The organism is Mediterraneibacter catenae (assembly GCF_008691045.1).
GTDB lineage: Bacteria > Bacillota > Clostridia > Lachnospirales > Lachnospiraceae > Mediterraneibacter > Mediterraneibacter ornithocaccae.
Window position 1 is genome coordinate 18,638 of the sequence record NZ_VMSO01000018.1, and the last position, 25,558, is coordinate 44,195.

Annotated in this window: 20 protein-coding genes and 1 tRNA gene; 18 read left to right on the forward strand and 3 right to left on the reverse strand. The window is 45.9% G+C overall.

Going from position 1 to position 25,558, the window contains the following annotated elements; translation table 11 throughout:
• Positions 1-184: 184 nt before the first annotated feature.
• Positions 185-658 carry a DUF5626 family protein gene (locus FNY66_RS12025; protein WP_087152049.1) on the forward strand — a complete coding sequence of 158 codons (474 nt, stop codon included), beginning with the start codon at positions 185-187 and terminating at the stop codon, positions 656-658.
• Positions 659-661: 3 nt separating this feature from the next.
• Here FNY66_RS12025 and FNY66_RS12030 read toward each other — a convergent pair whose 3' ends face one another.
• Positions 662-1,123 carry a helix-turn-helix domain-containing protein gene (locus FNY66_RS12030; protein ID WP_087152050.1) on the reverse strand — a complete coding sequence of 154 codons (462 nt, stop codon included), beginning with the start codon at positions 1,121-1,123 and terminating at the stop codon, positions 662-664.
• Between the two features lie 162 nt (positions 1,124-1,285).
• On the opposite strand from FNY66_RS12030, the gene FNY66_RS12035 reads away from it, so the two are divergent.
• From FNY66_RS12035 to FNY66_RS12055, 5 genes are all read left to right on the forward strand, one after another.
• Complete coding sequence (locus FNY66_RS12035; protein WP_150311301.1) at positions 1,286-1,711, forward strand: hypothetical protein; 426 nt, start codon at positions 1,286-1,288, stop codon at positions 1,709-1,711.
• Positions 1,712-1,907: 196 nt separating this feature from the next.
• Complete coding sequence (locus tag FNY66_RS12040; RefSeq protein ID WP_190324836.1) at positions 1,908-2,807, forward strand: DUF5050 domain-containing protein; 900 nt, start codon at positions 1,908-1,910, stop codon at positions 2,805-2,807.
• Complete coding sequence (locus FNY66_RS12045) at positions 2,804-3,550, forward strand: ABC transporter ATP-binding protein (protein WP_087152052.1); 747 nt, start codon at positions 2,804-2,806, stop codon at positions 3,548-3,550. The genes FNY66_RS12040 and FNY66_RS12045 overlap by 4 nt, the downstream gene beginning before the upstream one ends.
• The gene (locus FNY66_RS12050) at positions 3,537-4,736 is read left to right on the forward strand and encodes a hypothetical protein (protein ID WP_087152053.1); all 1,200 of its coding nucleotides are present in this window, start codon (positions 3,537-3,539) and stop codon (positions 4,734-4,736) included. Before FNY66_RS12045 ends, FNY66_RS12050 begins: the two co-directional genes overlap by 14 nt.
• A complete protein-coding gene (locus FNY66_RS12055) occupies positions 4,729-5,640 on the forward strand; it encodes a hypothetical protein (RefSeq protein ID WP_087152054.1) in 912 nt (303 codons plus the stop codon). Before FNY66_RS12050 ends, FNY66_RS12055 begins: the two co-directional genes overlap by 8 nt.
• Positions 5,641-5,974: 334 nt before the next feature.
• Here FNY66_RS12055 and FNY66_RS12060 read toward each other — a convergent pair whose 3' ends face one another.
• The gene (locus FNY66_RS12060) at positions 5,975-10,222 is read right to left on the reverse strand and encodes a 2-hydroxyacyl-CoA dehydratase (RefSeq protein ID WP_150311302.1); all 4,248 of its coding nucleotides are present in this window, start codon (positions 10,220-10,222) and stop codon (positions 5,975-5,977) included.
• Between the two features lie 285 nt (positions 10,223-10,507).
• Here FNY66_RS12060 and FNY66_RS12065 point away from each other — a divergent pair, with 285 nt between their 5' ends.
• The 6 genes from FNY66_RS12065 to FNY66_RS12090 all read left to right on the forward strand — a co-directional run bounded on the left by FNY66_RS12065 (position 10,508) and on the right by FNY66_RS12090 (position 17,734).
• Entirely contained in the window at positions 10,508-11,353 is an 846-nt protein-coding gene (locus FNY66_RS12065; protein WP_150311303.1) for a rhomboid family intramembrane serine protease, read from the forward strand.
• 36 nt (positions 11,354-11,389) lie between these two features.
• Positions 11,390-12,826, forward strand: a complete 1,437-nt coding sequence (pyk, locus tag FNY66_RS12070; protein WP_087152058.1) for a pyruvate kinase — start codon at positions 11,390-11,392, stop codon at positions 12,824-12,826.
• Between the two features lie 216 nt (positions 12,827-13,042).
• Positions 13,043-13,759 (forward strand): TrmB family transcriptional regulator, encoded by a 717-nt coding sequence (locus FNY66_RS12075; protein ID WP_150311304.1) that lies wholly within the window; start codon positions 13,043-13,045, stop codon positions 13,757-13,759.
• The gene (locus FNY66_RS12080; RefSeq protein ID WP_150311305.1) at positions 13,752-15,023 is read left to right on the forward strand and encodes a diaminopimelate decarboxylase; all 1,272 of its coding nucleotides are present in this window, start codon (positions 13,752-13,754) and stop codon (positions 15,021-15,023) included. The genes FNY66_RS12075 and FNY66_RS12080 overlap by 8 nt, the downstream gene beginning before the upstream one ends.
• A gap of 89 nt (positions 15,024-15,112) precedes the next feature.
• A tRNA-Leu gene (locus FNY66_RS12085) sits at positions 15,113-15,194 on the forward strand.
• Positions 15,195-15,421: 227 nt separating this feature from the next.
• Positions 15,422-17,734, forward strand: coding sequence for a glucosaminidase domain-containing protein (locus tag FNY66_RS12090; RefSeq protein ID WP_150311306.1), 2,313 nt, complete (start codon positions 15,422-15,424; stop codon positions 17,732-17,734).
• A 130-nt stretch (positions 17,735-17,864) separates the two neighbouring features.
• On the opposite strand, the gene FNY66_RS12095 is transcribed toward FNY66_RS12090, so the two are convergent.
• Positions 17,865-18,485: an HAD family hydrolase gene (locus FNY66_RS12095; protein ID WP_150311307.1), complete on the reverse strand. Its 621-nt coding sequence runs from the start codon at positions 18,483-18,485 to the stop codon at positions 17,865-17,867.
• 170 nt (positions 18,486-18,655) lie between these two features.
• Here FNY66_RS12095 and polA point away from each other — a divergent pair, with 170 nt between their 5' ends.
• The 6 genes from polA to FNY66_RS12125 all read left to right on the forward strand — a co-directional run bounded on the left by polA (position 18,656) and on the right by FNY66_RS12125 (position 25,312).
• A complete protein-coding gene (polA, locus tag FNY66_RS12100) occupies positions 18,656-21,271 on the forward strand; it encodes a DNA polymerase I (protein WP_150311308.1) in 2,616 nt (871 codons plus the stop codon).
• A gap of 67 nt (positions 21,272-21,338) precedes the next feature.
• Complete coding sequence (gene coaE / locus FNY66_RS12105; RefSeq protein WP_087152068.1) at positions 21,339-21,923, forward strand: dephospho-CoA kinase; 585 nt, start codon at positions 21,339-21,341, stop codon at positions 21,921-21,923.
• Positions 21,920-22,717 carry an MBL fold metallo-hydrolase gene (locus FNY66_RS12110; protein ID WP_150311309.1) on the forward strand — a complete coding sequence of 266 codons (798 nt, stop codon included), beginning with the start codon at positions 21,920-21,922 and terminating at the stop codon, positions 22,715-22,717. The genes coaE and FNY66_RS12110 overlap by 4 nt, the downstream gene beginning before the upstream one ends.
• Before the next feature lie 19 nt (positions 22,718-22,736).
• Positions 22,737-23,009, forward strand: coding sequence for an ACT domain-containing protein (locus FNY66_RS12115; protein WP_087152065.1), 273 nt, complete (start codon positions 22,737-22,739; stop codon positions 23,007-23,009).
• Positions 23,010-23,028: 19 nt separating this feature from the next.
• Entirely contained in the window at positions 23,029-24,393 is a 1,365-nt protein-coding gene (locus FNY66_RS12120; protein ID WP_087152066.1) for a PFL family protein, read from the forward strand.
• 61 nt (positions 24,394-24,454) lie between these two features.
• A complete protein-coding gene (locus FNY66_RS12125; protein ID WP_087152067.1) occupies positions 24,455-25,312 on the forward strand; it encodes a DegV family protein in 858 nt (285 codons plus the stop codon).
• Positions 25,313-25,558: the final 246 nt, after the last annotated feature.

The following is a 25,558-nucleotide window of genomic DNA, read 5'->3' on the forward strand; positions in this document are numbered from 1 at the left end:
GCAGGTGTGACTCGCGCGAATCACACCTGCCCCTGAATTTATTATAAATATAGTTCTTTTTCAAGGAAAATATGCTGTCTGTAACCCACTATTTACAGCATGTAAACGAAAAAGCACTTGTGGAACCTCGTCTTTTTGTTTAATATTACAACAAAAATAATCATTATAAGAGGGGGAAATTGAAATGAAGACTTTATCAAAATTTGTTTCTATGCTTTTTGTTCTATTCAGTATTATTCTTTCCAGCAGCACTTCTGTACTAGCCGCTGAGTATGATTCTGAGGCAGTATACGATATGAATATAGGCGGTACTCAAAATTTTGTTCTTGAAGATTCAAAGGGAAAAGAAATATATATAACTATTTTAGAAAATTCTCTTCAAACACGCGCTTTAGAGAATAAGAGTTATAGCATCTCCTTAACTGCTCCCCTTTCATGGACTGCAGGATACAACGTCGTAATCCGAAATAACCTTATTTCTTCTGTAAATTCGCCGCACTACAAATGTTATACCGGAAAGATTTCTTCTGCTGCTTTAAAAAAGGATTCCTCAAAACAGGCTACGTTACGTTTTACTCATACGGTTCTCGGCATAAGCACCCGCGGCGGAGTCCGTACTAACATTGCAGACAATAAATTAAAGGTCAGCAGATTATAAGGACTACTGGATAGTAACAATCCCAAACTTAAAGAATAAGCTATCCATTATAATATAGCAATTATATATATTAACCAAAAAGCATATCAGACAAAGTATATAAAAAATTTTAGGGTAGGAATTTTTTCTGGTTTTAACAAAAATGACTGCTGCTGCCGCAATTCCTATAGGAGGTATTAGGGTAGACGCCAGCATGACTGCCACCGCCAGAAGCATTTCTACCAGTTCTTTAGATACTTTCTCGGTATGGTCAGGTTGCCGCTCTTCCTCTATCGAGTTTCCGACCAGTTCATCTATGGAAACCTTATAGAGCATGGACAAAGATTTCAGATTATTGATATCCGGACACACGCGGTCATTTTCCCACTTAGAAATAGACTGTCTGGAAATATTCAGCGCTTTTGCGACATATTCCTGCGACATATTTTTTGATTCGCGTATTTTTTTTAAATTGTTTCCTATCATAATTTACCTCGTTTGAGAAAGGACTGATCCAATACACACTGTTATAGTTTAACATTTTTTCAACAAAAAAGGAACTATTTTCCAGATAATTAAATCTCATAATTAAATCTCAAAAATAAGCAGATATAAGGAACAGCATGTACTTAACGGAGGGAAATAATCATGAAAAGAAAATTATTATCACTATTATTAACCGGAATACTCAGTCTCTCTTTAGTCCTGCCAGCCTCGGCGGCAGAAAACGAGCCTTCAATCGTTCCATATGCAACAAACGCAAAAACAGTATATACCGATGGCGGAACAAATGGGCGCATCACTATATCATTTCGGGCAACTTGCGTATTGGTATCATACAGCACTAAGTATTCGTGGACTTCGAGCATGACGCCCGAATCTGGGAAATGGATGGATTCATATTACCAGAAAGGAACTATTACCTTTTCGGACTATAAAACATATAATTTCTCCACCAGTAATAGCTCGTACTCAAAGTCTGGTGATAAACCTATGCACGGTGGATATTCTCAGATGAACGCCTATTCCATCGCTTTTGGAAATGCGTCTCAGAGAATGACTGCAACACTTTAAAATTTATCACACATGCTGTTCCTTATAATCTATAATGAAATAAAGAAAGAGGCTGCCTATGCAATATAAAAAATTTTTTGCTTTAACTGCTATTGTTATGATTGTTCTGAATGGATGTTCTTCTCAAAAAACAGAAAATCTTTCCGAAATTTCTTTTGACGGTCTGGACTCTATTGAACGTGAGGAAATAAACTATATGCTGCCGACAAGATTTGCCTCTGACGGAAAGGATATCTTTTTTATCGATTCTCCAACCGGTATGGTTTACCGGTTTGATCTGAGTACAAAAGAGGCGACTATTAATTGCAACAATCCTGTCTGCAGTCACGACAGCGATTCATGCACCGCCTATGCAGAGCGGGATATATCCGGCATCAGACGGGAAAATGATGAAGTCTACCTGTTAGGAAATCAGATTTACAAGATCAGCCGCAATCAAAAGGAAGAAATCGGAAAAGGACACTACGGAACTTCAAACTCTAAAATTATGTTCGGCGGTTATATTGCCTACCCAGAGGAAGAGAGCATTATCGTCGAAAATATAGAGAGCGGAAATATCGTACAGCGTTTTGAAGATGTCGTTCCTTATACTCAGGGGAATTTTTATTATAAAGGCGCTCTATGGTATATAACAGAGGATCTTGAATTAGTACGTCTGGATATCAAAGCCGGAGAGAAGCGCGTGGTCGAAGAAATCGGCGTCACCCGAGCCAGCGTATACGAAGATTTTATTTATTATATACAGGTAGATCAGCAGACGGGCGACAATCAGTTGATCCGCTATTCAGAGGGAGAAGATAGTAAAACTGTGGTAGAAGATAATGTATTTTATTACAATATAAAGGGAGATACTCTTTACTATACTACGTGGCCTGACAGAGATTTCTATTATCGTCCGCTTTATGAATCTTCCGGTGAAAATGAGGCGGTGCAATTATTCAAAGGTCTTGATCTGTTAATTTGGAGCTTTCCTGAATATGACGATCTGCTGGTCAATTTAAGCGAAGATTATTATACTTACTACATATTAGATACCGAAACAAATACGATCGACTATGATCATCCCCTTAAAGTCGAACAGGAGTTGACGCAATGAAACTAAAAATTGTCGGCATCACAAAAAAATACCACAATCTAACCGCGCTAGATCATATTGATCTGGAACTCCATAATGGTATATACGGTCTGATCGGACCGAACGGCGCAGGAAAAAGCACGCTGATGAGGCTGCTGGCTGGAGAACTGCGCCCTACTTCCGGAAACATTTTCTGGAATGGAAAAGATATTTTTAAACTGGATGAAAAATATAAACGGTACATCGGCTATCTCCCACAGACTTTCGGGTTCTACAAGGAATTTACCGGATACGAAATGTTATGTTATATCGGACTGCTCAAAAGCAAAGACAATATAAAAAAGATAAGGGCGCAGGCAAAGCAGCTTTTAAATATGCTTGAGCTTTCCGACAAAGCGGACGCCATGACTGGTAAATACTCGGGCGGTATGAAACAGCGTCTGGGTATAGCTCAGGCGCTTATTGGGAATCCCAGAATCCTTATTATGGACGAACCGACTGCCGGATTAGATCCGATGCAGCGTATTTATTTTAAAAATCTTTTGAAAAAATATAGTTCCCAGAAAATTATTATTGTTTCTACTCATATCATGTCGGACGTTCAGGAGCTTGCAGACCACCTTATATTTCTGAAAAAAGGGCGTGTCGTCTTGGATAAATCAAGGGACGCTGCGCTGGAAGAAAGCGCAGATTATGAGAACCTATATATGCGGTATTATGCGGAAAATATTCCATCAGGAGAGACGAAACATGGGATTAAATAAAGGGATCGGACTTATTTTTTATGAATTAAAGTTTTTGATCAGGCAGAAATTTTTACTGGTATTTTTTTGCGCGGCGATCGTCTTGTCGGGCGTATTAGTATATCAGGCGCCTTCCTCGGTCGATCCTGAAATCTTTTATTCTCTTTCTTCCTATCCCGAAGGAGAACAGAAGGATTTTTTTCTGGAATTAGCCGAAACGCACCCTAAATATGACCTTGGGCTCACGCAGCAGGAGCTTTCGGCCAAAATATCAGTTCCCGATCTTGAGAAAAATATGACGATGCGCGACGCATTGACGATCGCGCACAAGTTACAGGATATTGAAAATACCAGACAGCAAAGACACGCGGTCTACACAGAGGTAAAAGCGGAAAAGGAAGCGCTGTCCTCTAATAACGGAACGAATTTTGATCTGCAGAAAATGTCTGTCCTCGAAAAGGCATATGAAGAAGAACCTGAGTTCAGGCTATATGATTTTTCCGGATGGCAAATATATTTTTTAACGATTTCCAGTATGCAGCCTAATAATTTTTGTTCCGTCATACATATACTGATCATTGTTTCTGCCGGACTGCTCGTATTTCTCAAAGACCGCGAATATCATACCGGCGCTTATCTCTTTCCCGCTCGGTACGGGCGGAACGGAATGCTGTACGCCGCAAAGCTCGCTTCGATATTTGTTTACGGCGTCGCCCTGCAAATTATTTTAAACGGACTGTACATCGCTTATCTTAACTGGTATGGACATTTCGACATGAGTCACTGGCTCAGCGATATATGTAATATCCCGTCGTATGCGTTAAGTGAGATCAATATGAGTATCCTTTCGCTGATCCTTCTTGATATTTTGCTTAAAGCCTTTCTCAGCATAGGGATCATTCTGTTTGTGCTGCTGTTTGTACGAGTCCTGAAACAGTATATACTTTTGCTCATAGGAGCTATCGGGTTATCCGTCGGAATGTACTGGCGGCTGTATCAGCTCTCCTCTTCTGACAGTACCGGAACGCAATGGTTGGCCAATCCTATGAGCATTTTACATTTTCAAAATTTTCTAAGGTCTGACATAATAGAAGTAGCTGGCGCCGCTTCACAAACCCGTTTGATCTTCGCTACCATATGGGGAACTATATTCATTTTTATGCTTATATTATTTTATAAGGTCTGGAAGTGGGGGACATATGAATAAACGCCGTTATATCCTTTTTCAATATGAATGTAAGAAATGTTTCACACACCTTGCAATTTTCCTCATTATTCTCTTGATTCCTATAAGGATTGCAGCAGCTTATTTTGAATTCAGGGAATCCAACGAGGATAAGCTGTACAAAGAAGTTGTAACCGATTATGAGGGTGGCGCTGAACAGGCTGTGATTGCTGAAATAAAAGAGAGATATGAGCAGTACACAAAATTACTGTCGGATTTCCCCAATATCCAAATACAATATGCAGAGGGTAAGCTCGATAAGGAAAGCTTTCAGGAACAGCAGGAAGAGTATAAGTATATCAGCACTTACCTCAACGCTTGGACGCATTTGCATGATAACGCGCTCCGGTACGAAGTTTCCAGCAAACAGGCTCATTCCTTTTTCTATGAGACTGCCTGGGAAAAGCTTTTATCCGCTCGGCAGATAGATTATGTATATGTTTTTATGTTTCTGATCCTGCTGATACCTTATTTCTTTCTTGAAGAAACTACGGGTATGTATGCTATCATTAACCGTCTGTCCGGATATGCTGACGTGCGGCGCAATAAAATCCTTCTCGGTTCGCTTGCCACCTCGGTTTGTATTTTACTATACGAAATGATTGATATTATCGCTGCCGGGCTGCTCTCCGATCTTCCGGCAATAGATGTATTTGTATATAATCTCCCAGAATATTCCGGCATGACTGCTGAAATATCACTGGCAGCGATGCTTTTTCTCCGGCTCGCCTGCAAAATAATTGAAAATATCATATTGGTCATTGTCTTACAAATCTTTCAGCGCCTTATAAAGAATAAAATTTTAGTAATGTCCGCAATTCTCCTTCTTGGTATTTTGGGAAATTCATGGTTGCTTAAAATCGTGGTCAGCATATGCTCGCTGTAGCCGCAATACTATATCTATTATAAAAGGGGCTGTCGGAAAGTTATATGCACTTCTTCAGCCATTCTTTCCAAATAAAAGGAATACTGTACCCTTTTATTCTCAACTGTCTGAGAGAGATAAAATCAGTTCCGCCGGGGAATGCTATAGAACAAAACATTAAGTGGGAGCGTTCCGAAAAGCATTTGTTCTGGATGTTAGGCGGTGTCAAATGGAGTCCCGTTGGACGAACATTTGATTCCGGCGTTACATCCATTCAAATCTTTGAGGTAGAGCGGAACGGTTTTGTGCTATAGCATTCCCCGGCGGAACGAACGTTTATCTCTTGAAGAAATATTTATTTTTCTTTCTCAAGATTTTTGAATGCCGTGGACAGCATCAGTTTGATCCTGTTCAGCTGGTTTACTTCGCTTGCACCCGGATCGAAGTCGATGGCCACGATATTGGATTCCGGATGGCGTCTTCTCAGTTCTTTGATAACTCCCTTACCCACTACATGATTCGGCAGGCAGGCAAATGGCTGTGTACATACGATATTGCCAGCTCCGCTGTGGATGAGCTCAAGCATTTCTCCGGTCAGGAACCATCCCTCGCCGGTCTGGTTTCCGATGGAAACGATCTCGGATGCCATTTTTGCCAGATCTTCGATGTGTGCCGGCGGATCAAAGTGCCTGCTGGAAGCAAATGCCTTGGTTGCGGGTGAGCGCAGCCATTCTACGGCTGCAATTCCCAAATTTCCGATCAGTGCTTTGGACTTCTTGAATCCCAGATGGGATACTTTGAAGTTCTGGTTGTAGAAGCAGTACTGCATGAAGTCGATCAGATCAGGAACGACCGCCTCGGCTCCTTCCGCTTCTAAGAGGTCTACCAGGTGATTGTTGGCAGCCGGCAGGAATTTTACAAGGATTTCACCGACTACGCCTACGCGGGGTTTTTTAATATCAAGGATCTCAATGTTGTCGAAATCGTTGATAATATCGCGGCAGAGTTTTTTAAACTTCCTTCGTGACGGATATCCTTCAGATACAAATTTCTGGACGACTTTGACCCACTTACGGTGGATTGCGTTAGTTGTGCCAGGGACAGCCTCATACGGGCGCATCCTGTAGACACATTTCATGAAGATATCTCCGAAGACGGCTGCATATGCAATACGGACGGCGAGCGGCAGTGTGATCTTGAATCCCGGGTTTGCTTCCAGACCGCTTAAGTTGATGGAGATGACCGGGATGTGTCCGTATCCGGCTTTTTTCAGCGCACGACGAATAAAACCAATGTAGTTGGATGCACGGCAGCCGCCTCCGGTCTGGCTGATGATGACTGCCAGATGGTCGGTATCGTAATTGCCGGAGAGGATGGCATCCATAATCTGTCCCACTACAATGAGCGAAGGGTAGCATGCATCGTTATTTACATATTTAAGCCCCATATCCACTGCCTGACGGTTGTCGTTCGGGAGAACTTCGATCTTGTAGCCCGCAGCTTTGAAAGCAGGCTCCAGAAGTTCAAAATGGATAGGAGACATCTGCGGGCAGAGGATTGTATGAGTCTTACGCATTTCTTTTGTAAACGGTACTTTCTCAATAGAAGACGGGCGGATGGTACGCTCGGCGTTCTTCTGCTCACGCACGCGGATGGCGGCAAGCAAGGAACGTACGCGGATACGGGCTGCGCCAAGGTTGTTAACCTCGTCAATCTTCAGTGTTGTATAAATCTTGTCGGAACCGGTCAGGATATCTGCCACCTGATCTGTTGTTACGGCATCAAGACCGCATCCGAAAGAATTGAGCTGGATCAGATCCAGATTTTCGGTTGTCTTCACATAGTTGGCTGCAGCGTACAGACGGGAATGATACATCCACTGGTCCATAACATTGAGCGGTCGTTCCACCTGATGCAGGTGGGAGATAGAATCTTCAGTCAATACGGCGATGTTATAGGAGGTGATCATCTCCGGCAGGCCGTGGTTGACTTCCGGATCAATGTGGTACGGGCGTCCGGCAAGCACGATACCACGGTTCCCTGTCTCATTTAAGAACTTGATCGTCTCTTCGCCTTTTTTGCGCATATCCTCGCGGCATGCGGCAAGTTCCGTCCATGCATCGCGAACAGCGGATCTGATTTCACTTTCATTTAAAGCAAACTTTTCACCAAGCTCGTCGATCAGGCGATAGGACAGTGTCTCCTCGCTCTGGAATGAAATGAACGGATGGATGAAATCCACGTCTCCGTTTACGATCGGATCCATATTGTTCTTTATATTTTCCGGGTAGGAGGTTACAATCGGACAGTTATAGTGGTTGTTCGCCTCCTCGAATTCGTTACGCTCATACGGGACGGACGGATAGAAGATGTGTTTTACACCTTTATTGATCAGCCACTGCACATGCCCGTGGGCAAGCTTCGCCGGATAACACTCGGATTCACTCGGGATAGACTCGATGCCCAGCTCGTAGATTTTTCTTGTAGAAGTCGGAGAGAGCACTACACGGAAGCCGAGTTTTGTGAAAAATGTAAACCAGAACGGGTAGTTTTCGTACATGTTCAGCACGCGCGGAATACCGATTTCGCCGCGCTTTGCATCCTCTTTGGAGAGGGGTTCATAATCAAAATAGCGGTGCAGTTTATAGTCGAACAGGTTCGGCATGGTGTTCTTTGATTTTTCCTTGCCAAGACCTCGCTCACAGCGGTTACCTGTGATGAATTTTCGACCGCCGCTGAAGTGGTTGATGGTCAGACGGCAGGTATTTGTACATCCACGGCATTTTGTCATTGTCGTGGAATACTCCATGGACTTAATGTCGTCGATGGAGAGCATAGTTGTGCCTTCGCAGTCCGTGTACCTTTCGCGGGCGAGGAGGGCAGCTCCAAACGCACCCATGATACCTGCGATATCCGGGCGGATTGCCTCGCAGTCTGCAATCTTTTCAAAGCTTCTTAATACCGCATTGTTGTAAAATGTACCACCTTGCACAACAATATGGTTTCCGAGCTCTGAGGCGCTGGATACTTTGATAACCTTAAAGAGCGCGTTCTTGATGACAGAGTAAGCCAGTCCGGCAGAGATATCTGCGACGGACGCCCCTTCTTTCTGTGCCTGTTTTACTTTAGAGTTCATGAATACAGTACAGCGTGTTCCAAGGTCGATCGGATTCTGCGCGTAGAGAGCTTCGTGTGCAAAGTCTTCGACGGTATAGTTCAGAGACTTTGCAAAAGTCTCGATGAATGAACCGCATCCTGAGGAACATGCCTCGTTGAGCTGTACGCTGTCGACTGTCTGGTTTTTGATCTTGATGCATTTCATATCCTGTCCACCGATATCCAGAATACAGTCTACATCAGGCTCAAAAAACGCAGCTGCGTAGTAGTGGGCGACAGTTTCTACCTCGCCTTCGTCCAGCATGAGGGCAGCTTTGATCAGCGCTTCGCCGTAACCGGTGGAGCAGGAATGAACAATTTCCACGCCTTCCGGAAGCTGTTCGTAGATATCCTTGATCGCGCTGATGGTTGTTCCCAGCGGATCTCCGTCGTTGTTATGGTAGAAGGAGTAGAGGAGCGTTCCGTCTTCTCCTACCAGTGCCGCCTTTGTCGTAGTAGAGCCGGCGTCGATACCAAGGAATGCTTTTCCTTTGTAGGAAGCCAGATCTTTTACGGGTACCTGGTGTTTGGCATGGCGGGCCGTGAATTCTTCATATTCCGCATTCGTGGCAAACAAAGGTTCAAGACGCTCAACCTCGATCTCCATCTTTACCTTGCGCTCCAGTCTGTTCTGGAGTTCCCGCAGAGCGACCACGGTATCTTTTTTAGAATTCAGTGCAGAACCGATGGCTGCGAACAGATGAGAATGATTCGGCGCGATGATATGTTCGTCATCAAGCTTCAGCGTGCGGATAAAGGCGGCACGAAGCTCAGAGAGGAAGTGGAGAGGCCCTCCCAGGAAGGCCACATGTCCGCGGATAGGTTTTCCGCAGGCAAGGCCGCTGATTGTCTGGTTTACGACGGCCTGGAAAATAGACGCAGCCAGATCTTCCCTTGACGCGCCGTCGTTGATGAGCGGCTGAATATCGGATTTGGCAAACACACCACAGCGGGCCGCGATGGAATAGAGTGCCTGATAATTTTTTGCATATTCATTCAGGCCGGCAGCGTCTGTCTGAAGAAGCGATGCCATCTGGTCGATAAAAGAGCCTGTACCGCCGGCACAGACGCCGTTCATACGCTGCTCTACATTACCGCCTTCAAAATAGATGATCTTGGCGTCCTCGCCACCCAGCTCGATAGCAACATCAGTCTGGGGAGCATAGTCCTGAAGTGCCGTGGAAACAGCAATAACTTCCTGGACAAAAGGTACGTCAAGATTCTTGGCCAGGGTCAGACCGCCGCTTCCCGTTATGACGGGGGATACGTGGATCGGGCCCAGTTTGTAGAGGGCACGCCCCAGAAGGTCTGACAGAGTCTCCTGAATGTTCGCATAATGCCTTTCATAGTCGGAGAAGAGTACCTCATTTTCTTCGTCCAGAATCGCAATCTTGACTGTTGTGGAACCGATATCGATTCCAAGAGTATGTAATTCTTTCGGATTCATTAATAGATTCTCCAATCTTCTGTATAATTTATATGTATTATTTCCTATTTAATGTGTTTCCACATTTTACAGCAACATACATTATACGACAGAATTTTTAAAAAGACAATTGTTATTATTATGAGGTATTTCAAAATAATTCCTGCGCTTATGGATAAATTATATAAAGATCATGTTAAACTCATGAAAAGGAATAACAACCGTTTGACAAACAGTATGGCGGAAGGTACAATTGTATAGGATTAGCGAGAAAAACACATTTTTGAAAGTGAGGAGAAATCATTCTTGAACTGGCTTGATAAATTAGAGAGAAAGTTTGGACGTTTTGCGATTCCGAATCTGACTGTGTATCTGCTTGTGGGATATGTGATCGGATTTGGCATCATGTTTCTTATGCCGGAGATGCTCGGTTATCTGACACTGGAACCGGCGCTGATTCTGCGAGGTCAGATATGGCGAATTATATCATGGGTGCTGATTCCTCCGACAACAAATCTGATTTCACTTGTATTTCTTGTGCTGCTGTACTATTCTCTCGGGACAGCCCTTGAGAGGACCTGGGGGAGTTTCCGGTATAATATCTATATCTTTTCCGGAATTTTATTTACTGTGCTTGCGGTCTTCGGTATGTATGTCTATTACTATTTTGCACATGGAGTGGAAGTGATGCTGTCGAGCGTGAGCCTGATCAGCACAAACTATATTACGATGTCTATATTCCTGGCATTTGCTGCAATCTATCCGGATATGGAAGTTTTGCTCTATTTCATACTGCCGATTAAAATGAAATGGATGGCGGTTGTATATGTTGTAATGGCTGCATATTATTTTATTCGCGGCGGAGTGGGAACGCGTGTGGCGATTGGAGCGTCGCTTCTTAATTTTATTATTTTCTTTTTTTCGAGCCGGAATATGAGAAGATTCGGTCCGAAAGAGCGGGCCAGAAAAGCAAGGTTTAAACGCCAGTCAGCCCCGCATATGAAGTACACAAACGGGGCAAAACACCGCTGTGCAGTCTGCGGGCGGACCGAACTGGATGATCCGTGTCTGGAGTTCCGTTTCTGTTCTAAATGTAATGGAAACTACGAGTACTGTCAGGATCATCTGTTCACACATGAACATGTCAAGTGACAGCAAAGTATTACGAGATAAGGAGAGTATTATTTTATGAAAAAAACTAAAGTGGTTTGTACAATGGGACCAAATACAAATGACAGAGAGCTGATGAGAAATCTGATCTTAAATGGTATGGATGTGGCCCGTTTCAATTTTTCACATGGCGATCATGAAGAACAGAAGGGCAGGATGGATATGCTCAAACAGCTCCGGGAAGAGCTTAACGCAAATACGGCGATCCTTCTGGATACAAAAGGACCGGAGATCCGTACAGGCAAGCTGAAGGACGGAAAAAAAGTAATATTGGAAAACGGAGCGGTATTTACCCTGACTACAGAAGATATCGTCGGCGATGCACAGAAAGTATCAATTTCATATGCAGGACTGCCGGATGATGTCGACAAAGGCAGCACGATCCTCATCGATGACGGCCTGATCGGTCTGACTGTCATCGGTAAAACAGAGACTGAAATTCGCTGTGAGGTGGTAAACGGCGGAGAGCTGGGCGAAAAGAAAGGCGTAAATGTTCCGAATGTGTCTGTGCGCCTGCCTGCCATTACAGAAAAAGATAAAGATGATATCCGTTTCGGTGTAGAGCAGGGGATTGATTTTATTGCGGCATCTTTTGTGAGAAATGCGGAGTGCGTTCTTGAGATCAAGGCGTATCTTAAAGAACTGAATGCTCCGTACACACCGATCATCGCGAAGATTGAAAATGCGGAAGGAATCCGTAATATCGATGAGATCATCCGTGCGGCGGATGGTATCATGGTAGCAAGAGGCGATCTGGGCGTGGAGATTCCTGCGGAAGAAGTTCCGTACCTTCAGAAAATGATGATCCAGAAGTGCAACAACAACTTTAAGACGGTTATTACGGCGACACAGATGCTTGACTCTATGATCCGTAATCCGCGCCCGACACGAGCAGAGGTTACTGATGTGGCGAATGCTGTTTACGACGGAACAGATGCGGTTATGCTCTCAGGAGAGACCGCACAGGGTAAATACCCTCTGGAGGCGCTTCAGATGATGGTTCATATCATTGAGAATACGGAGCAGCATCTGGATTATGAGACAAAGCTCAATAAGACCGGTGAGCAGCTCAAGAGCGGTCTTTCCAGTGCGATTGGTTATTCTTCCGTGCTGGCAGCGGCAAATCTGAATGCGAAATGTATCATTACTCCGTCTGTGAGCGGGGCAACCACAAGAGTAGTCTCGAATTTAAGACCAAAACAGGACATCCTCGGTGTGACTCCTAATGAGAGGACTTTAAGAAGAATGTCCATTTACTGGGGAGTCCGCCCGTTGAAAACAATCCAGTTTAAAACAACAGATGACATCTGCAACGGAGCAATTGAGCTTGCAACTGTAAAGCAGTATATTGAGCCGGGGGACGTAGTCGTGCTGACAGCTGGTATTCCGTCTCAGAATATCAGTCAGGAGCACACGACAACGAGCAACATGATGCGCATTGCTACAGTAGAATAAGATTTAGAAATATATCCTGCGGGAGCAGCCTTATCGGCACCCCGCGGGATTTTTTAATAACAGTGCGGCTTTATGAATGGCCTGGACTGGACTGTTATGATTTTTTATGGAAAAAAAGCAAAATATGTTGACAGAATAATGGAGTTGTACTATAGTGTTCCTGAAAAATACTACTAATATAATGACTGAGAAAGTGATAAGGCAGATATAGGCAATATGGAAGAAAGCAGATTAATCGAATATCTTTTGCATTTCGGTCTGTCGAGGCAGGAGGCACTGATCTATGAACAGCTTCTTGCACGGGGAAAGCAGACCGGCTATGAAATAGCCAGAGACACAGGAATTTCACGCTCCAATGCTTATACGTCTCTCGCGGCTCTTGTGGAGAAAGGCGCGGCTTATCTTGTGGAGGAGAACGCAAAAAAATATATTCCGGTCTGTCCGGAAGAATTCTGCGGGAACAGAATCCGGCGGATGGAGAAGGAGAAGAAGTGGCTTGTAGAAAATCTCACCTGCGAGACAGCAGAGGAAGAGGGCTATATTACGATCGAGGGGGCGGAACATATCCTTGACAGGGTTCTGAATCTTCTGGAGAAGGCGGAGGAGAGAGTGTATCTCTCTTGTTCTTCCGTCTGTCTGGACAGCCTGAGAGAAGAGCTGGACAGGCTTGTAAAGTACGGAAAAAAACTTGTTCTCATTACAGACCGCCCGTATCAAATGGAGGGCGCACTTGTATATGTGACAGAGGATAAAGGCAGCCAGATCGGCCTGATCGCGGATTCCAGATATGTTCTGTCAGGAGAATTCGGACAGGATAGTATGAATACATGCCTGTATTCCGGACAGAAAAATTTCGTCATGCTGTTTAAGACGGCGCTGGCAAATGAGATTGAACTGATTAAAATACGAAAAGGAGAAAAAGAGAATGACTAAGAGACCATTTGTAACAAAACAGCAGGTAGAGGAAATCACGAAGACATACCCGACCCCGTTCCATCTCTATGATGAAAAAGGAATCAGGGAGAATGTAAAGGCGCTGAAGGAAGCGTTTTCGTGGAATCCGGGATACAAAGAGTATTTTGCGGTGAAGGCGACGCCTAATCCGTTCCTGATCGACATTTTAAAGGAGTATGGCTGCGGCTGCGACTGCTCCTCCTTTACTGAGCTCATGCTCTCAGAGGCTCTGGATATTACAGGCGAAGATATCATGTTTTCTTCAAATGACACTCCGGAGGAAGATTTTGTTCTGGCGGATAAGCTGGGCGCGATCATCAATCTGGATGATATTACTCATATTGAATTCCTGGAAAAGGCGATCGGACATATTCCGGAGACAATAAGCTGCCGCTATAACCCGGGCGGACTGTTTAAGATCAGCAACGACATCATGGATAATCCCGGAGATGCAAAATACGGAATGACAACAGACCAGATTCTCGAGGCATACAAAATACTGAAAGCAAAAGGAGCAAAAGAATTCGGGCTTCACGCGTTTCTGGCGAGCAATACAGTGACAAATGATTATTATCCGATGCTGGCGAAGGTTCTGTTTGAGCAGGCGGTAAGACTCTCGAAAGAGGCAGGCGTGCATATTAAGTTTATCAATCTGTCAGGTGGAATCGGAATTCCGTACAGACCGGATCAGGAGCCGAATGATATCCGTGCCATCGGAGAAGGCGTGCGTAAAGTCTACGAGGAAGTTCTTGTTCCTGCAGGTATGGGAGATGTAGCAATCTACACAGAACTCGGACGTTATATGATGGGACCATACGGATGCCTTGTAACGAAAGCAATCCATGAGAAACACACGCATAAGGAATACATCGGGGTGGACGCATGTGCGGTCAATCTGATGAGACCGGCAATGTACGGAGCATATCATCATATCACAGTACTTGGAAAAGAGGACGCCCCATGTGATCACATGTATGATGTGACAGGTTCGCTGTGCGAGAACAATGATAAGTTTGCTATTGACCGGATGCTGCCGGAAATAGACAGAGGTGATTATCTTGTGATCCATGATACCGGCGCCCACGGATTTTCTATGGGTTACAATTACAACGGTAAACTCAAATCAGCAGAGCTTCTTCTGAAAGAGGACGGCAGCGTTCAGCTTATAAGAAGAGCAGAGACACCGGCGGATTATTTTGCGACATTTGACTGCTTTGAGATAGGAAAAAAGCTGATAAAATAATAATAGCATCGGAGTCTAATTTGCATATTGCAATTGATATTTAAAAATGATATAATCATATCTGGCTTCTTCGAGAAGCCGGATCATAAGCCGATGTGGCGGAATTGGCAGACGCACTTGACTCAAAATCAAGCGGAGCAATCCGTGCCGGTTCGAGTCCGGCCATCGGCATATAAAAGCTCTTCGGTTTGTCCGGAGAGCTTTTTGTTGTGGCCTGAACTTGTCAGTAAAGGCTGAAGATATCATAATTTCCATACATTTCCAATATTGTATACAAGTATGTGATAAAGGATAAAATTAGCTTGCATCGGATAAAAAACAGTGTTAAGCTGAATTTGTATCAGTATCTATATTCATAAATAATTAGTAAGGTGCAAGGAGGGAAGTATACATAAAAGATGAGAAAAAGTAAATTACTGATATGTGCGCTTTTCATGTCGCTGATTCTGACCGCATTACCCGGCATGGAAAGCTATGCGGCAGGAGAAACGGGGGAGAGTGCCGCACAAACAGATCTTCAGGATGAGAACGGTCAGCGTCTTGAGACTGTCACCGCTATGGATGAAAACGGCAATATTTATGAAGTCGGTGATTCCGACGGAACGGTCGGCGAGAGTGCTGCGGAAGACGGCAGTGAAGAGGGAACAGACGCGGAAAGCGGTATTTCTTTATTTTCTGCACGTTCGGCTGCAGTAAGTATGAAGGTTGTGAACTTCAATACGAAAAGTAATGCTACGACAGATTTTACCTATTCAGGGGGGAGCGGATATACGAACGGTGATTACGGCGCCGATGCGGCATATCTTGGAACTGACGGCAGCGGGGATATCCGCTTTATGCTGGCGGGCGTGACCGGAACAGTAAAAAAATCTGAAGTTGAAGTGGTTGATTACAGCAGTGTGGCAGATAATGTCAGTTATTATGAGGTTTCAGGAGGACAACTGATCCATTATATCTCATACAATCTGAATGAAGGTCCGAGTTCATCGATCAATAACGGACCGGCTCCGTCTTATCTGAGTGAGGGAGTCAAGTATTTCAGCTATGACGGGCACTATTTTTATGAGGATTATAAGACCATGCTGAACGATTATCAGAGCGGGTCAAACGGAGCTTCTGCCGTAAACTGTGGAAATGCGTTTTATAACTATTTTCAGTTTCTTGATATGAACAGTTCCACGAACTACAGCGGGGATGAGCTGGACAGTATTCTGAGTTCAAAAATTTCTTCCTCCAGTTCCAAACTTCTTGGCACAGGTACTCTATTTGTCAAGTATCAGAATAAGTACAGTGTTAATGCTCTTCTCTCTCTGGGGATTGCAGTAAACGAAAGCGCCTGGGGGACAAGCTCGATCTGCATGGACAAGAATAATCTGTTCGGGTTGAATGCGGTAGATACCTCCCCGGGACAGAGCGCAAATTATTTTGCAAGCGTAGAGGATTGTATACGTGAATTCATGTCTGAGTGGATGGCAGACGGTTACCTGAGTTCGAGTGACTGGAGAAATCATGGTGAACTTTTAGGAAACAAGGGCGAAGGCATCAACGTAAGTTATGCATCTGATCCGTATTGGGGTGAAAAAGCGGCAGCAATTGCATGGGAGCTGGATGCTGCAGGCGGCAGCCACGATTATCTCGGTATAAGCTCCGGCAGCGGCAACGAGAGCTCAGAAGATAATACAGATACACCGTCTGAGGACAATATGCCGCCATCAGATGCAGGAGGAACGGATGATGCAAATGACTCATCCGCTGCGGACAACGATTCTGATACAGACGACCCGTCCGAAGAGGATAGCGACTCTGAAGCAGATAGCAGTGTTGATACGGGAAACGGGTCAGAGACAGAAAATCCGACGGACGCGAATGAGCCATCAGATACGAACGATCCGACAGACGCGAATGAGCCATCAGATACGAACGATCCGACAGACACGAATGAGCCGTCAGATACGAACGATCCGACAGACACGAATGAGCCGTCAGATACAGGCACCCCGTCCGAAGAGGAAAACGACTCCGAAACAGACGGCGGTGTTGATGAGGAAAATGGATCAGAAGCAGAAGATCCGACGGACGCGAACGAGCCATCAGACGCGAACGATCCGGCAGATACGAATGAGCCGATTGATACAAATAAACCGGTCGACACAGACACCCCGTCCGATGAGAGCAGTAACTCTGGAGCAGATAAGAAGCCTGCTGATACACCGGCAGACAGACAACTGGCAGACATAGACCATGGGGTCAGTGTGAGCGGCAGGTTTTCAGAAGACGCTGCATTAAATGTACAGGCTGTTGAACCGAATACGGATCAATACGCAACATATGTAACTGCGGATCCGGTGAAGGGCAAAGTGGTCCTTGGGGTATATGATATTACATTGACAGGAACTCTCGAGGGAGAGGCACAGCTCACTTTCCGGGTCGGTACAGAGTATAATGGCAGAAACGTGATCATTCTGCATTACGCGGACGACGGAAGTTATGAAACGTATAAGGCAGCAGTGGAAAATGGGCAGGTCACGATCAGTGTAAAAGGATTTTCCCCGTATGTCATAGCACTGGACGATGCCAACTCAAGCAGAAGTATAGAAAACAAGGCTCCACAGACCGGGGATACGGCAGAACCGGGTATATGGATCGCCCTGATGGGAATGGCGATCGTATTGGGAGCGGCAGCGATCTTTAAGAAGAGAGCTGTGAGATAGAAACAGATAACAGACTGACGCCGCGATAGACGGCGGATTATATGAAAAATAGATAAGTGATACATAAAAGGACCGGAACCTCATGAAAATTGTGGTTCTGGTCCTTTCATAATATTATTGCGGACGATTGTTACAAGCATATCTTTTCAAGATCGGAAAATCTCTGGATGCGTGTTGCGGCATCGGGTACGTCACCGAAACCGTATTCTGCAAAGATAAATGGGATTCCGGCTGTCTTGCAGGCGTCCGCATCACCTTGAGTATCGCCAACATAGACTGGAGATTTCAGACCGTTTTTCTCCATCAGCATGCGGATCGTCTCTCCTTTCGGCCGAAGGGTCTCACCGAAGCAAAGGTGATCTTTGATGTAAGGAGCCAGCCCGCTTGTCTTAAGCATGACTTCGATGTATCCGCACTGGCAGTTGCTGACGATATAGAGAGGATACCTCAGTGAAAGATTGCGGATTGTCCCGGCGACTCCGTCATAGAGGAGACCGGGGTGATCTTCCAGGTAACGGTTCTCTTCAGCGTAGCATGCGTCGAGAAGCTTCATTCTCGCTTCTGTGTCTAATGCCGGAAAGAGCGCATCGGCAATTTCCGTCATTGTTTTGCCGAATACTCTGCTTAGAGACACGGGATCGAGAGTAAGATCCAGATCGGAATGTTCACGGATTGCTTTATTCCATGAGTCGGCTACAGATTGCGTGGAATCCCATATGGTGCCGTCTACATCAAAAATGATACTGTCCATTCTTATATTCTCCTTTTGCTGGGTATTGAATGTTCACAAAGTAACAACTGTGTCTCCCATGATACCACAAAAACAGCCTTTAAAAAAGAAGATTTATAGTGTATACTGGATTAATGGCTATGGGAAGCTTAGGCTGATACCCTGCCGAATCACAGACGGAGGCGGATCTGATGAGAGATAAAATCGTACTGATAGACGGACACAGCATACTGAACCGGGCATTTTACGGGGTGCCGGACCTTACGAATTCCGAGGGGCTCCACACGAATGCTGTCTACGGATTTTTAAATATCATGTTCAAGATACTGGATGAAGAGAAGCCGGAGTATCTGACCGTGACTTTTGATGTACACGCGCCCACTTTCCGGCATAAGATGTACGCAGATTATAAAGGAACGCGCAAACCGATGGCGGAGGAGCTGCGGCAGCAGGTTCCTGTGATCAAGGAAGTGCTCAAAGCGATGGACATCGAGATCATAGAGAAGGAAGGACTTGAGGCGGATGACCTGCTCGGTACGATCTCGCATCTGTGCGAGGAGAAAGGGATGGACGTGTCCATCATTTCCGGAGACCGGGATACGCTTCAGCTTGCGACGGAACATGTGAAGATCCGGATACCGAAGACGAAGCAGGGAAGGACCGAGGTAGAAGATTATAATGCTTCTGACGTGGAGGAGCACTATGGTGTTACACCAAAAGAGTTTATCGATGTAAAAGCTCTGATGGGAGACGCTTCCGATAATATACCGGGAGTACCGGGTGTGGGAGAGAAGACTGCCACGAAGATTATACAGCAGTATAAAACAATTGAAAATGCATACGAGCATGCGGACGAGCTCAAGCCCCCGCGAGCAAGCAAAAATTTGAAGGAATACTGGGAACAGGCGAAGATGAGCAAGGTACTGGCGACGATCGATATCCATGCGGACATTGATTTTGATCTGGAGAAGGCGCGCCACGGGAATCCGTATACAAGCGCTGCCCATGAGATGTTCCAGAAGCTCCAGTTTAAAAATATGCTCAGCCGTTTTGATGTAGATACCGTATCTAATGATGTGGAAGACTCATTCAGGGAAGTGACGGATAAACAGGAAATAGACGCCGTGTTTGCTGAAGCAGAGCAGGCGGAGTGTGTGGGAGCTGCATTTTCCAGAGATCCGGGAAATGTACTGCCGCTTTTCGCGCACCCGTCGGGATATGGAAGAATCTCTCTGGCATGGGGCAAGGATAAGATCGTGTCGATTCCCTGCGATATGGATATGGATTTCGGGAAACTGACAGAGCGTCTGTCGTGCCTGGCGGGAAAAGTGAAGTGCTTTTCCATGTGCGGACTGAAAGAGTTTCTGGCATATCTTCCGGAAGCAGACAGCGGCAGCAGCTTTGACGTGATCGTGGCGGCATATCTGCTCAATCCGCTGAAAAGTGATTATAACTATGAGGATGTGGCAAGAGAACAGCTCGGCCTTCTGATCGATGAGAAGCTGGACGATACGGCAAAATCCTGTTATGAGGCATATACTGCATATGCAGCGGCGCCTCTCCTTGAGAAAAAACTTCAGGAAACAGGAATGGACCGTCTCTTCCGCGAGGTTGAGATGCCGCTTGTATTTACCTTATATAATATGGAACAGGCGGGAGTGCAGGTGGAGGCAGAGGAGCTGAAAGCATATGGCGATCAGCTCGGAACAAGGATCGTGGAACTTGAGAAAGAGATTTATGACCTTGCAGGCGAAGAGTTCAACATCAATTCACCGAAGCAGCTCGGTGTTATCCTGTTTGAGAAGCTGGGGATGCCCCATGCGAAGAAGACGAAGACCGGGTATTCGACAGCGGCAGATGTGCTTGACAAGCTTGCACCTGATTATCCGATCGTAGCGAAGATACTGGAGTACAGACAGCTCACGAAACTGAAATCAACATATGCAGACGGTCTGGCGGTCTTTATCGGGGCAGACGGGCGTATACACGGGAAATTTAACCAGACGGTCACAGCTACAGGGCGGCTTAGCAGTACAGAGCCGAATCTTCAGAATATACCTGTCCGGATGGAGCTCGGCCGCCTGATACGGAAAGTATTTGTGCCAAAGGAGGGCTGTGTGTTTGTAGATGCAGATTATTCCCAGATCGAACTGCGGATCCTGGCCCACTGCTCCGGGGATGAACAGCTCATTCAGGCTTATAGAGATGCGAGGGATATCCACAGGATGACAGCGTCCCAGGTATTCCACACGCCATTTGATGAAGTGACGGATCTGCAGCGGCGTAACGCCAAGGCGGTCAATTTCGGGATCGTGTACGGAATCAGTTCGTTCGGACTGAGCCAGGACTTAAGTATCACGAGAAAAGAGGCAGCCCAGTATATCGAGCACTACTTTGAGACATATCCGGGAATTAAGAAATTTTTGGATGATTCGGTAGCCCATGCAAAGGAAAACGGATATGCCGTGACTCTCTTTGGCAGAAGAAGACCGGTGCCGGAGCTTAAGTCCAGTAATTTTATGCAGCGCAGCTTTGGAGAGAGAGTTGCTATGAACGCTCCGATCCAGGGGACAGCGGCAGATATTATCAAGATTGCAATGATCGGCGTGGACGAGGAGCTCAGAAAGAGAAATATGAAGTCCAGACTGATCCTTCAGGTGCACGATGAACTTCTGATCGAGGCGGATGAAAATGAGGTCGAAGAAGTAAAAGAGATCCTGAAGGATAAAATGGAACATGCGGCAGATCTTTCCGTTCCGTTGATCGCGGATATGCATACCGGGAAGAACTGGTATGAGGCAAAATAAAATCGGGAAGTGTGACACAGACAGAAGTGCCGCGGACCGGGTGTATAAAGCGGAAAGGGTGAGAGGAATGGAGGTTCTCGGTATCACGGGCGGAGTAGGATCCGGCAAGAGCATGGTGCTTGAGTATCTGGAAGAAGCGTACGGTGCATTTGTCTGCCAGATGGACGAAACGGCGAGAAATCTGCAGAGAAAAGGAACCCGGTGCTTCGAACGGATCGTGGAGGTGTTCGGCCCGGAAATACTTGACAGCCGGGGGGAACTGGACCGTGCGGCTCTGGGGAGCATTGTATTCGCCAGTGCAGAAAAGTTAAGACAGCTGAACGGGATCGTTCATCCGGAAGTAATCCGGGAGGTGGATTTTGATATTCGCAAAAAGGCTGCTGAGGGAGTGCGTCTGTATGTAGTGGAGGCGGCGCTCCTGCCGGATGTTGGAAAAGAGTTGTGCGACGAGATATGGTATATTTATGCCGATGAAAATGTTCGCAGAGACCGGCTGAAAGCGGCGCGGGGATATACGGACAATAAGATATCTCAGATGATTGCCTCACAGCCGGAGGAGGAACGGTTCCGTTCGGTCTGCAGCGTAGTGATTGACAACAGCGGAGATTTTGAAGATACAAAGAAACAGATAGGAGATAATTTGCAGCTATGAGAATGTGCAGCATTGCCAGCGGAAGCAGCGGCAACTGTATCTATGTGGGAAGTGATGACACACATCTTCTCGTCGATACAGGGATCAGCAAGAAGAGAATAGAGGAAGGACTAAAGAAACTGGAGATCAGAGGGGACGAGCTTGACGGTATCCTTATCACTCATGAACATTCAGACCATATACAAGGCCTGGGTGTGTTCAGCAGAAAATATGAGATCCCGGTCTATGCAACACCGGGAACCATAGAGGGGATTTTAAGCTATTCGGGGCTGGGGCGTATGCCTGAGGGGCTGCTCCGTCCGATTCACACAGACGAGCCGTTCGCGCTCGGGGATGTCACGGTCAATCCTTTTGCTATATCCCATGATGCTAAGGAGCCGGCAGGATACCGTCTGGAATGCGGCGGAAAATCTGTGGCAGTAGCAACAGATCTGGGAAAATATGATGCGTATACGGTAGAGCATCTGAAGAATCTGGATGCGGTGCTCCTGGAAGCAAACCATGATATACATATGCTGGAGGTCGGGGGCTATCCGTACTACTTAAAACAGCGCATTTTAGGGGATAAAGGTCATCTCTCAAATGAATTGTCAGGGCGTCTGCTTTGTGATATACTACATGATAATCTGAAACATATCGTCCTTGGACATCTGAGCAAAGAGAACAATTATGCAAAACTGGCATATGAGACGGTGAAACTGGAAGTCACGCTTGCTGACAACGATTACCGGGGAGAGGATTTGGATATGTTTGTCGCCAGCCGTGATACTGTTTCGGATATCATAATGGTATAATCAGGGAGGAGAGCTTAAAATGAAGAAATGTATAGTGACAGTGCTCGGGAAAGACACAGTCGGAATTGTTGCAAAGGTGTGTACTTATCTTGCAGAGAACAGGATCAATATCTTGGATATTTCACAGACGATCATCCAGGGATATTTTAATATGATGGTGATTGCTGATGTGACAGAGCTCGACAAGGATTTTACAGTGATCTGTGATGAGATGGTAAAGCTCGGTGAAGAGATCGGCGTGAGAATCCACTGCCAGAGAGAAGAGATATTTGAAAAAATGCACAGACTGTAGAAGGCGAGGATAATGCTGTATGATTAATATGTATGAAGTGTCAGAGACCAATAAGATGATCGAGAGCGAGAATCTGGACGTGAGGACGATCACTCTCGGAATCAGCCTTCTGGACTGCATTGACTCTGACTTGAATGAACTGAACCGAAAGATATATGAAAAGATCACGACGACTGCAAAGGATCTTGTCTCCGTCGGTCAGGATATCGAAAAGGAATTTGGAATCCCGATCGTAAACAAGAGGATTTCTGTCACTCCGATCGCTCTGGTAGGCGGGGCGGCGTGCAAAACGCCGGAAGATTTTGTTGAGATTGCAAAGACACTGGACCGGGCGGCAGAAGTGGTAGGCGTTAATTTTATTGGCGGGTATTCTGCACTTGTTTCGAAAGCAATGACAAAGAGTGACGAGAATCTGATACGGTCGATTCCGCAGGCGCTTTCAGTGACTGAACGCATCTGCAGTTCGGTCAATGTGGGATCTACGAAGACCGGCATCAATATGGATGCCGTGCGTCTGAGCGGCGAAATCGTAAAGGCTACGGCAGAGGCTACGAAAGAAAAGGATTCTCTGGGATGCGCCAAACTGGTTATTTTCTGCAACGCCCCGGACGACAACCCGTTTATGGCGGGAGCGTTCCTCGGCGTTACAGAGGCGGACGCTGTGATCAATGTAGGTGTCAGCGGTCCCGGAGTAGTGAAGAAAGCTCTGGAGAAAGTGCGCGGCAAAGGATTTGAGGAACTCTGCGAGACGATTAAGAAGACGGCTTTTAAAGTGACCCGCGTAGGTCAGCTTGTGGCCGGTGAGGCATCGGAGCGTCTGGGCGTTCCGTTCGGAATCGTGGATCTCTCTCTTGCACCTACGCCGGATGTGGGCGACAGCGTGGCTGAGATCCTTGAAGAGATCGGACTTGAGCGGGTGGGTGCGCCCGGAACAACAGCGGCTCTGGCTCTTCTCAATGATCAGGTGAAAAAGGGCGGTGTGATGGCGTCCTCCTATGTGGGCGGCTTAAGCGGTGCATTTATCCCGGTCAGCGAAGATCAGGGGATGATCGATGCGGTCCATGCCGGATCCCTGACACTGGAGAAACTGGAGGCTATGACCTGTGTCTGCTCGGTAGGCCTTGATATGATCGCAATTCCGGGGAAGACTTCTGCGAGCACGATTTCAGGAATCATAGCAGATGAGATGGCGATCGGCATGGTCAATCAGAAGACGACAGCAGTACGTCTGATCCCGGTGATCGGAAAAGATGTGGGCGATACGGCGCAGTTCGGCGGTCTTCTCGGCTATGCACCGATCATGCCGGTCAACGAGTTCGGATGCGATACCTTTATCAACAGGAAAGGACGTATACCGGCTCCGATCCACAGCTTTAAGAATTAGTTTTACAGAACAGATTGAAAAACAGTATTCAGAAAGAGCATTCAGAATCAGGAGAGAAGAAATGAGTAAAGTTGCTATCGTTACTGACAGTAACAGCGGAATCACACAGGACAGAGGAAAAGAACTGGGAATCTATGTGCTTCCCATGCCGTTTTTTATCGATGAAAAGATTTATTATGAAGACATTACACTGACACAGGAGCAGTTCTATGAAAAGCTGGGAGCTGATTCGGATATTTCTACTTCGCAGCCCTCTCCGGGAAATGTAATGGAACTGTGGGAGAAAATTCTTAAAGAATACGATGAAATCGTCTGTATTCCTATGTCGAGCGGGCTGAGCAGTACCTGCGCCACAGCAACCTCGATTGCTGCGGAGTATAACGGCAGGGTACAGGTTGTTAATAACCAGAGAATCTCGGTTACACAGGAACAGTCTGTGTACGATGCGATTCACCTTCGTAATCTCGGAAGATCGGCATCAGAGATAAAAGAAGTGCTGGAGCGCGAAAAGTTTCAGTCCAGCATTTATATCACGGTGGATACTCTGAAATATCTTAAGAAAGGCGGCAGGATCACACCGGCTGCTGCTGCAATCGGAACTGTGTTGAACTTAAAACCGGTTCTCCAGATTCAGGGGGAGAAACTGGATGCATTTGCGAAAGTGCGCGGATGGAAAGCTGCGAAGAAAACAATGTTAAATGCCATAGAGAAAGATCTGAATGGACGGTTTGCCGATGTGAAGGATCAGATGGTCCTGGGAATGGCATATACCTGTTCGAAAGAAGATGCTCAGGAATGGAAACAGGAGATCATGGACCGGTTCCCGGGATATGAGATTCTGGAAGGGCCGCTGTCCTTAAGCGTTGCGTGTCATATAGGACCAGGGGCAATGGCTGTGACATGTATGAAGAAAGTGTAAAATTCCGGATTTATCGGATTGAACGCTGATAAGTATAACGGCCGAAAACAGATGGAGATGAGGCACTGAAATACTTTTTTAAGATGACCGGCATGTGCTTCAGGCTCCGCTTCGTAATTCGGGAAAAATTAAAGACTCCGAAAGCTGATTAAAAACAAAGCCTGAAAATGGAAAACTCGTCTGCGACTCAGACACTCCATTTTCAGGCTTAACATCATCTTCCGGAGCCTTAACTTTTTCATCGAA

Bases quoted from the DNA above. Each gene is read 5' to 3' on its own strand.
- FNY66_RS12050 (WP_087152053.1), top strand. From the start codon at position 3,537: ATGGGATTAAATAAAGGGATCGGACTTATTTTTTATGAATTAAAGTTT.
- FNY66_RS12055 (WP_087152054.1), top strand. From the start codon at position 4,729: ATGAATAAACGCCGTTATATCCTTTTTCAATATGAATGTAAGAAATGT.
- pyk (WP_087152058.1), top strand. From the start codon at position 11,390: ATGAAAAAAACTAAAGTGGTTTGTACAATGGGACCAAATACAAATGAC.
- coaE (WP_087152068.1), top strand. From the start codon at position 21,339: ATGGAGGTTCTCGGTATCACGGGCGGAGTAGGATCCGGCAAGAGCATG.
- FNY66_RS12030 (WP_087152050.1), bottom strand. From the start codon at position 1,123: ATGATAGGAAACAATTTAAAAAAAATACGCGAATCAAAAAATATGTCG.
- FNY66_RS12120 (WP_087152066.1), top strand. From the start codon at position 23,029: ATGATTAATATGTATGAAGTGTCAGAGACCAATAAGATGATCGAGAGC.
- polA (WP_150311308.1), top strand. From the start codon at position 18,656: ATGAGAGATAAAATCGTACTGATAGACGGACACAGCATACTGAACCGG.
- FNY66_RS12075 (WP_150311304.1), top strand. From the start codon at position 13,043: ATGGAAGAAAGCAGATTAATCGAATATCTTTTGCATTTCGGTCTGTCG.
- FNY66_RS12125 (WP_087152067.1), top strand. From the start codon at position 24,455: ATGAGTAAAGTTGCTATCGTTACTGACAGTAACAGCGGAATCACACAG.
- FNY66_RS12045 (WP_087152052.1), top strand. From the start codon at position 2,804: ATGAAACTAAAAATTGTCGGCATCACAAAAAAATACCACAATCTAACC.
- FNY66_RS12115 (WP_087152065.1), top strand. From the start codon at position 22,737: ATGAAGAAATGTATAGTGACAGTGCTCGGGAAAGACACAGTCGGAATT.
- FNY66_RS12095 (WP_150311307.1), bottom strand. From the start codon at position 18,485: ATGGACAGTATCATTTTTGATGTAGACGGCACCATATGGGATTCCACG.
- FNY66_RS12060 (WP_150311302.1), bottom strand. From the start codon at position 10,222: ATGAATCCGAAAGAATTACATACTCTTGGAATCGATATCGGTTCCACA.
- FNY66_RS12025 (WP_087152049.1), top strand. From the start codon at position 185: ATGAAGACTTTATCAAAATTTGTTTCTATGCTTTTTGTTCTATTCAGT.
- FNY66_RS12040 (WP_190324836.1), top strand. From the start codon at position 1,908: ATGCTGCCGACAAGATTTGCCTCTGACGGAAAGGATATCTTTTTTATC.
- FNY66_RS12090 (WP_150311306.1), top strand. From the start codon at position 15,422: ATGAGAAAAAGTAAATTACTGATATGTGCGCTTTTCATGTCGCTGATT.
- FNY66_RS12080 (WP_150311305.1), top strand. From the start codon at position 13,752: ATGACTAAGAGACCATTTGTAACAAAACAGCAGGTAGAGGAAATCACG.
- FNY66_RS12110 (WP_150311309.1), top strand. From the start codon at position 21,920: ATGAGAATGTGCAGCATTGCCAGCGGAAGCAGCGGCAACTGTATCTAT.
- FNY66_RS12035 (WP_150311301.1), top strand. From the start codon at position 1,286: ATGAAAAGAAAATTATTATCACTATTATTAACCGGAATACTCAGTCTC.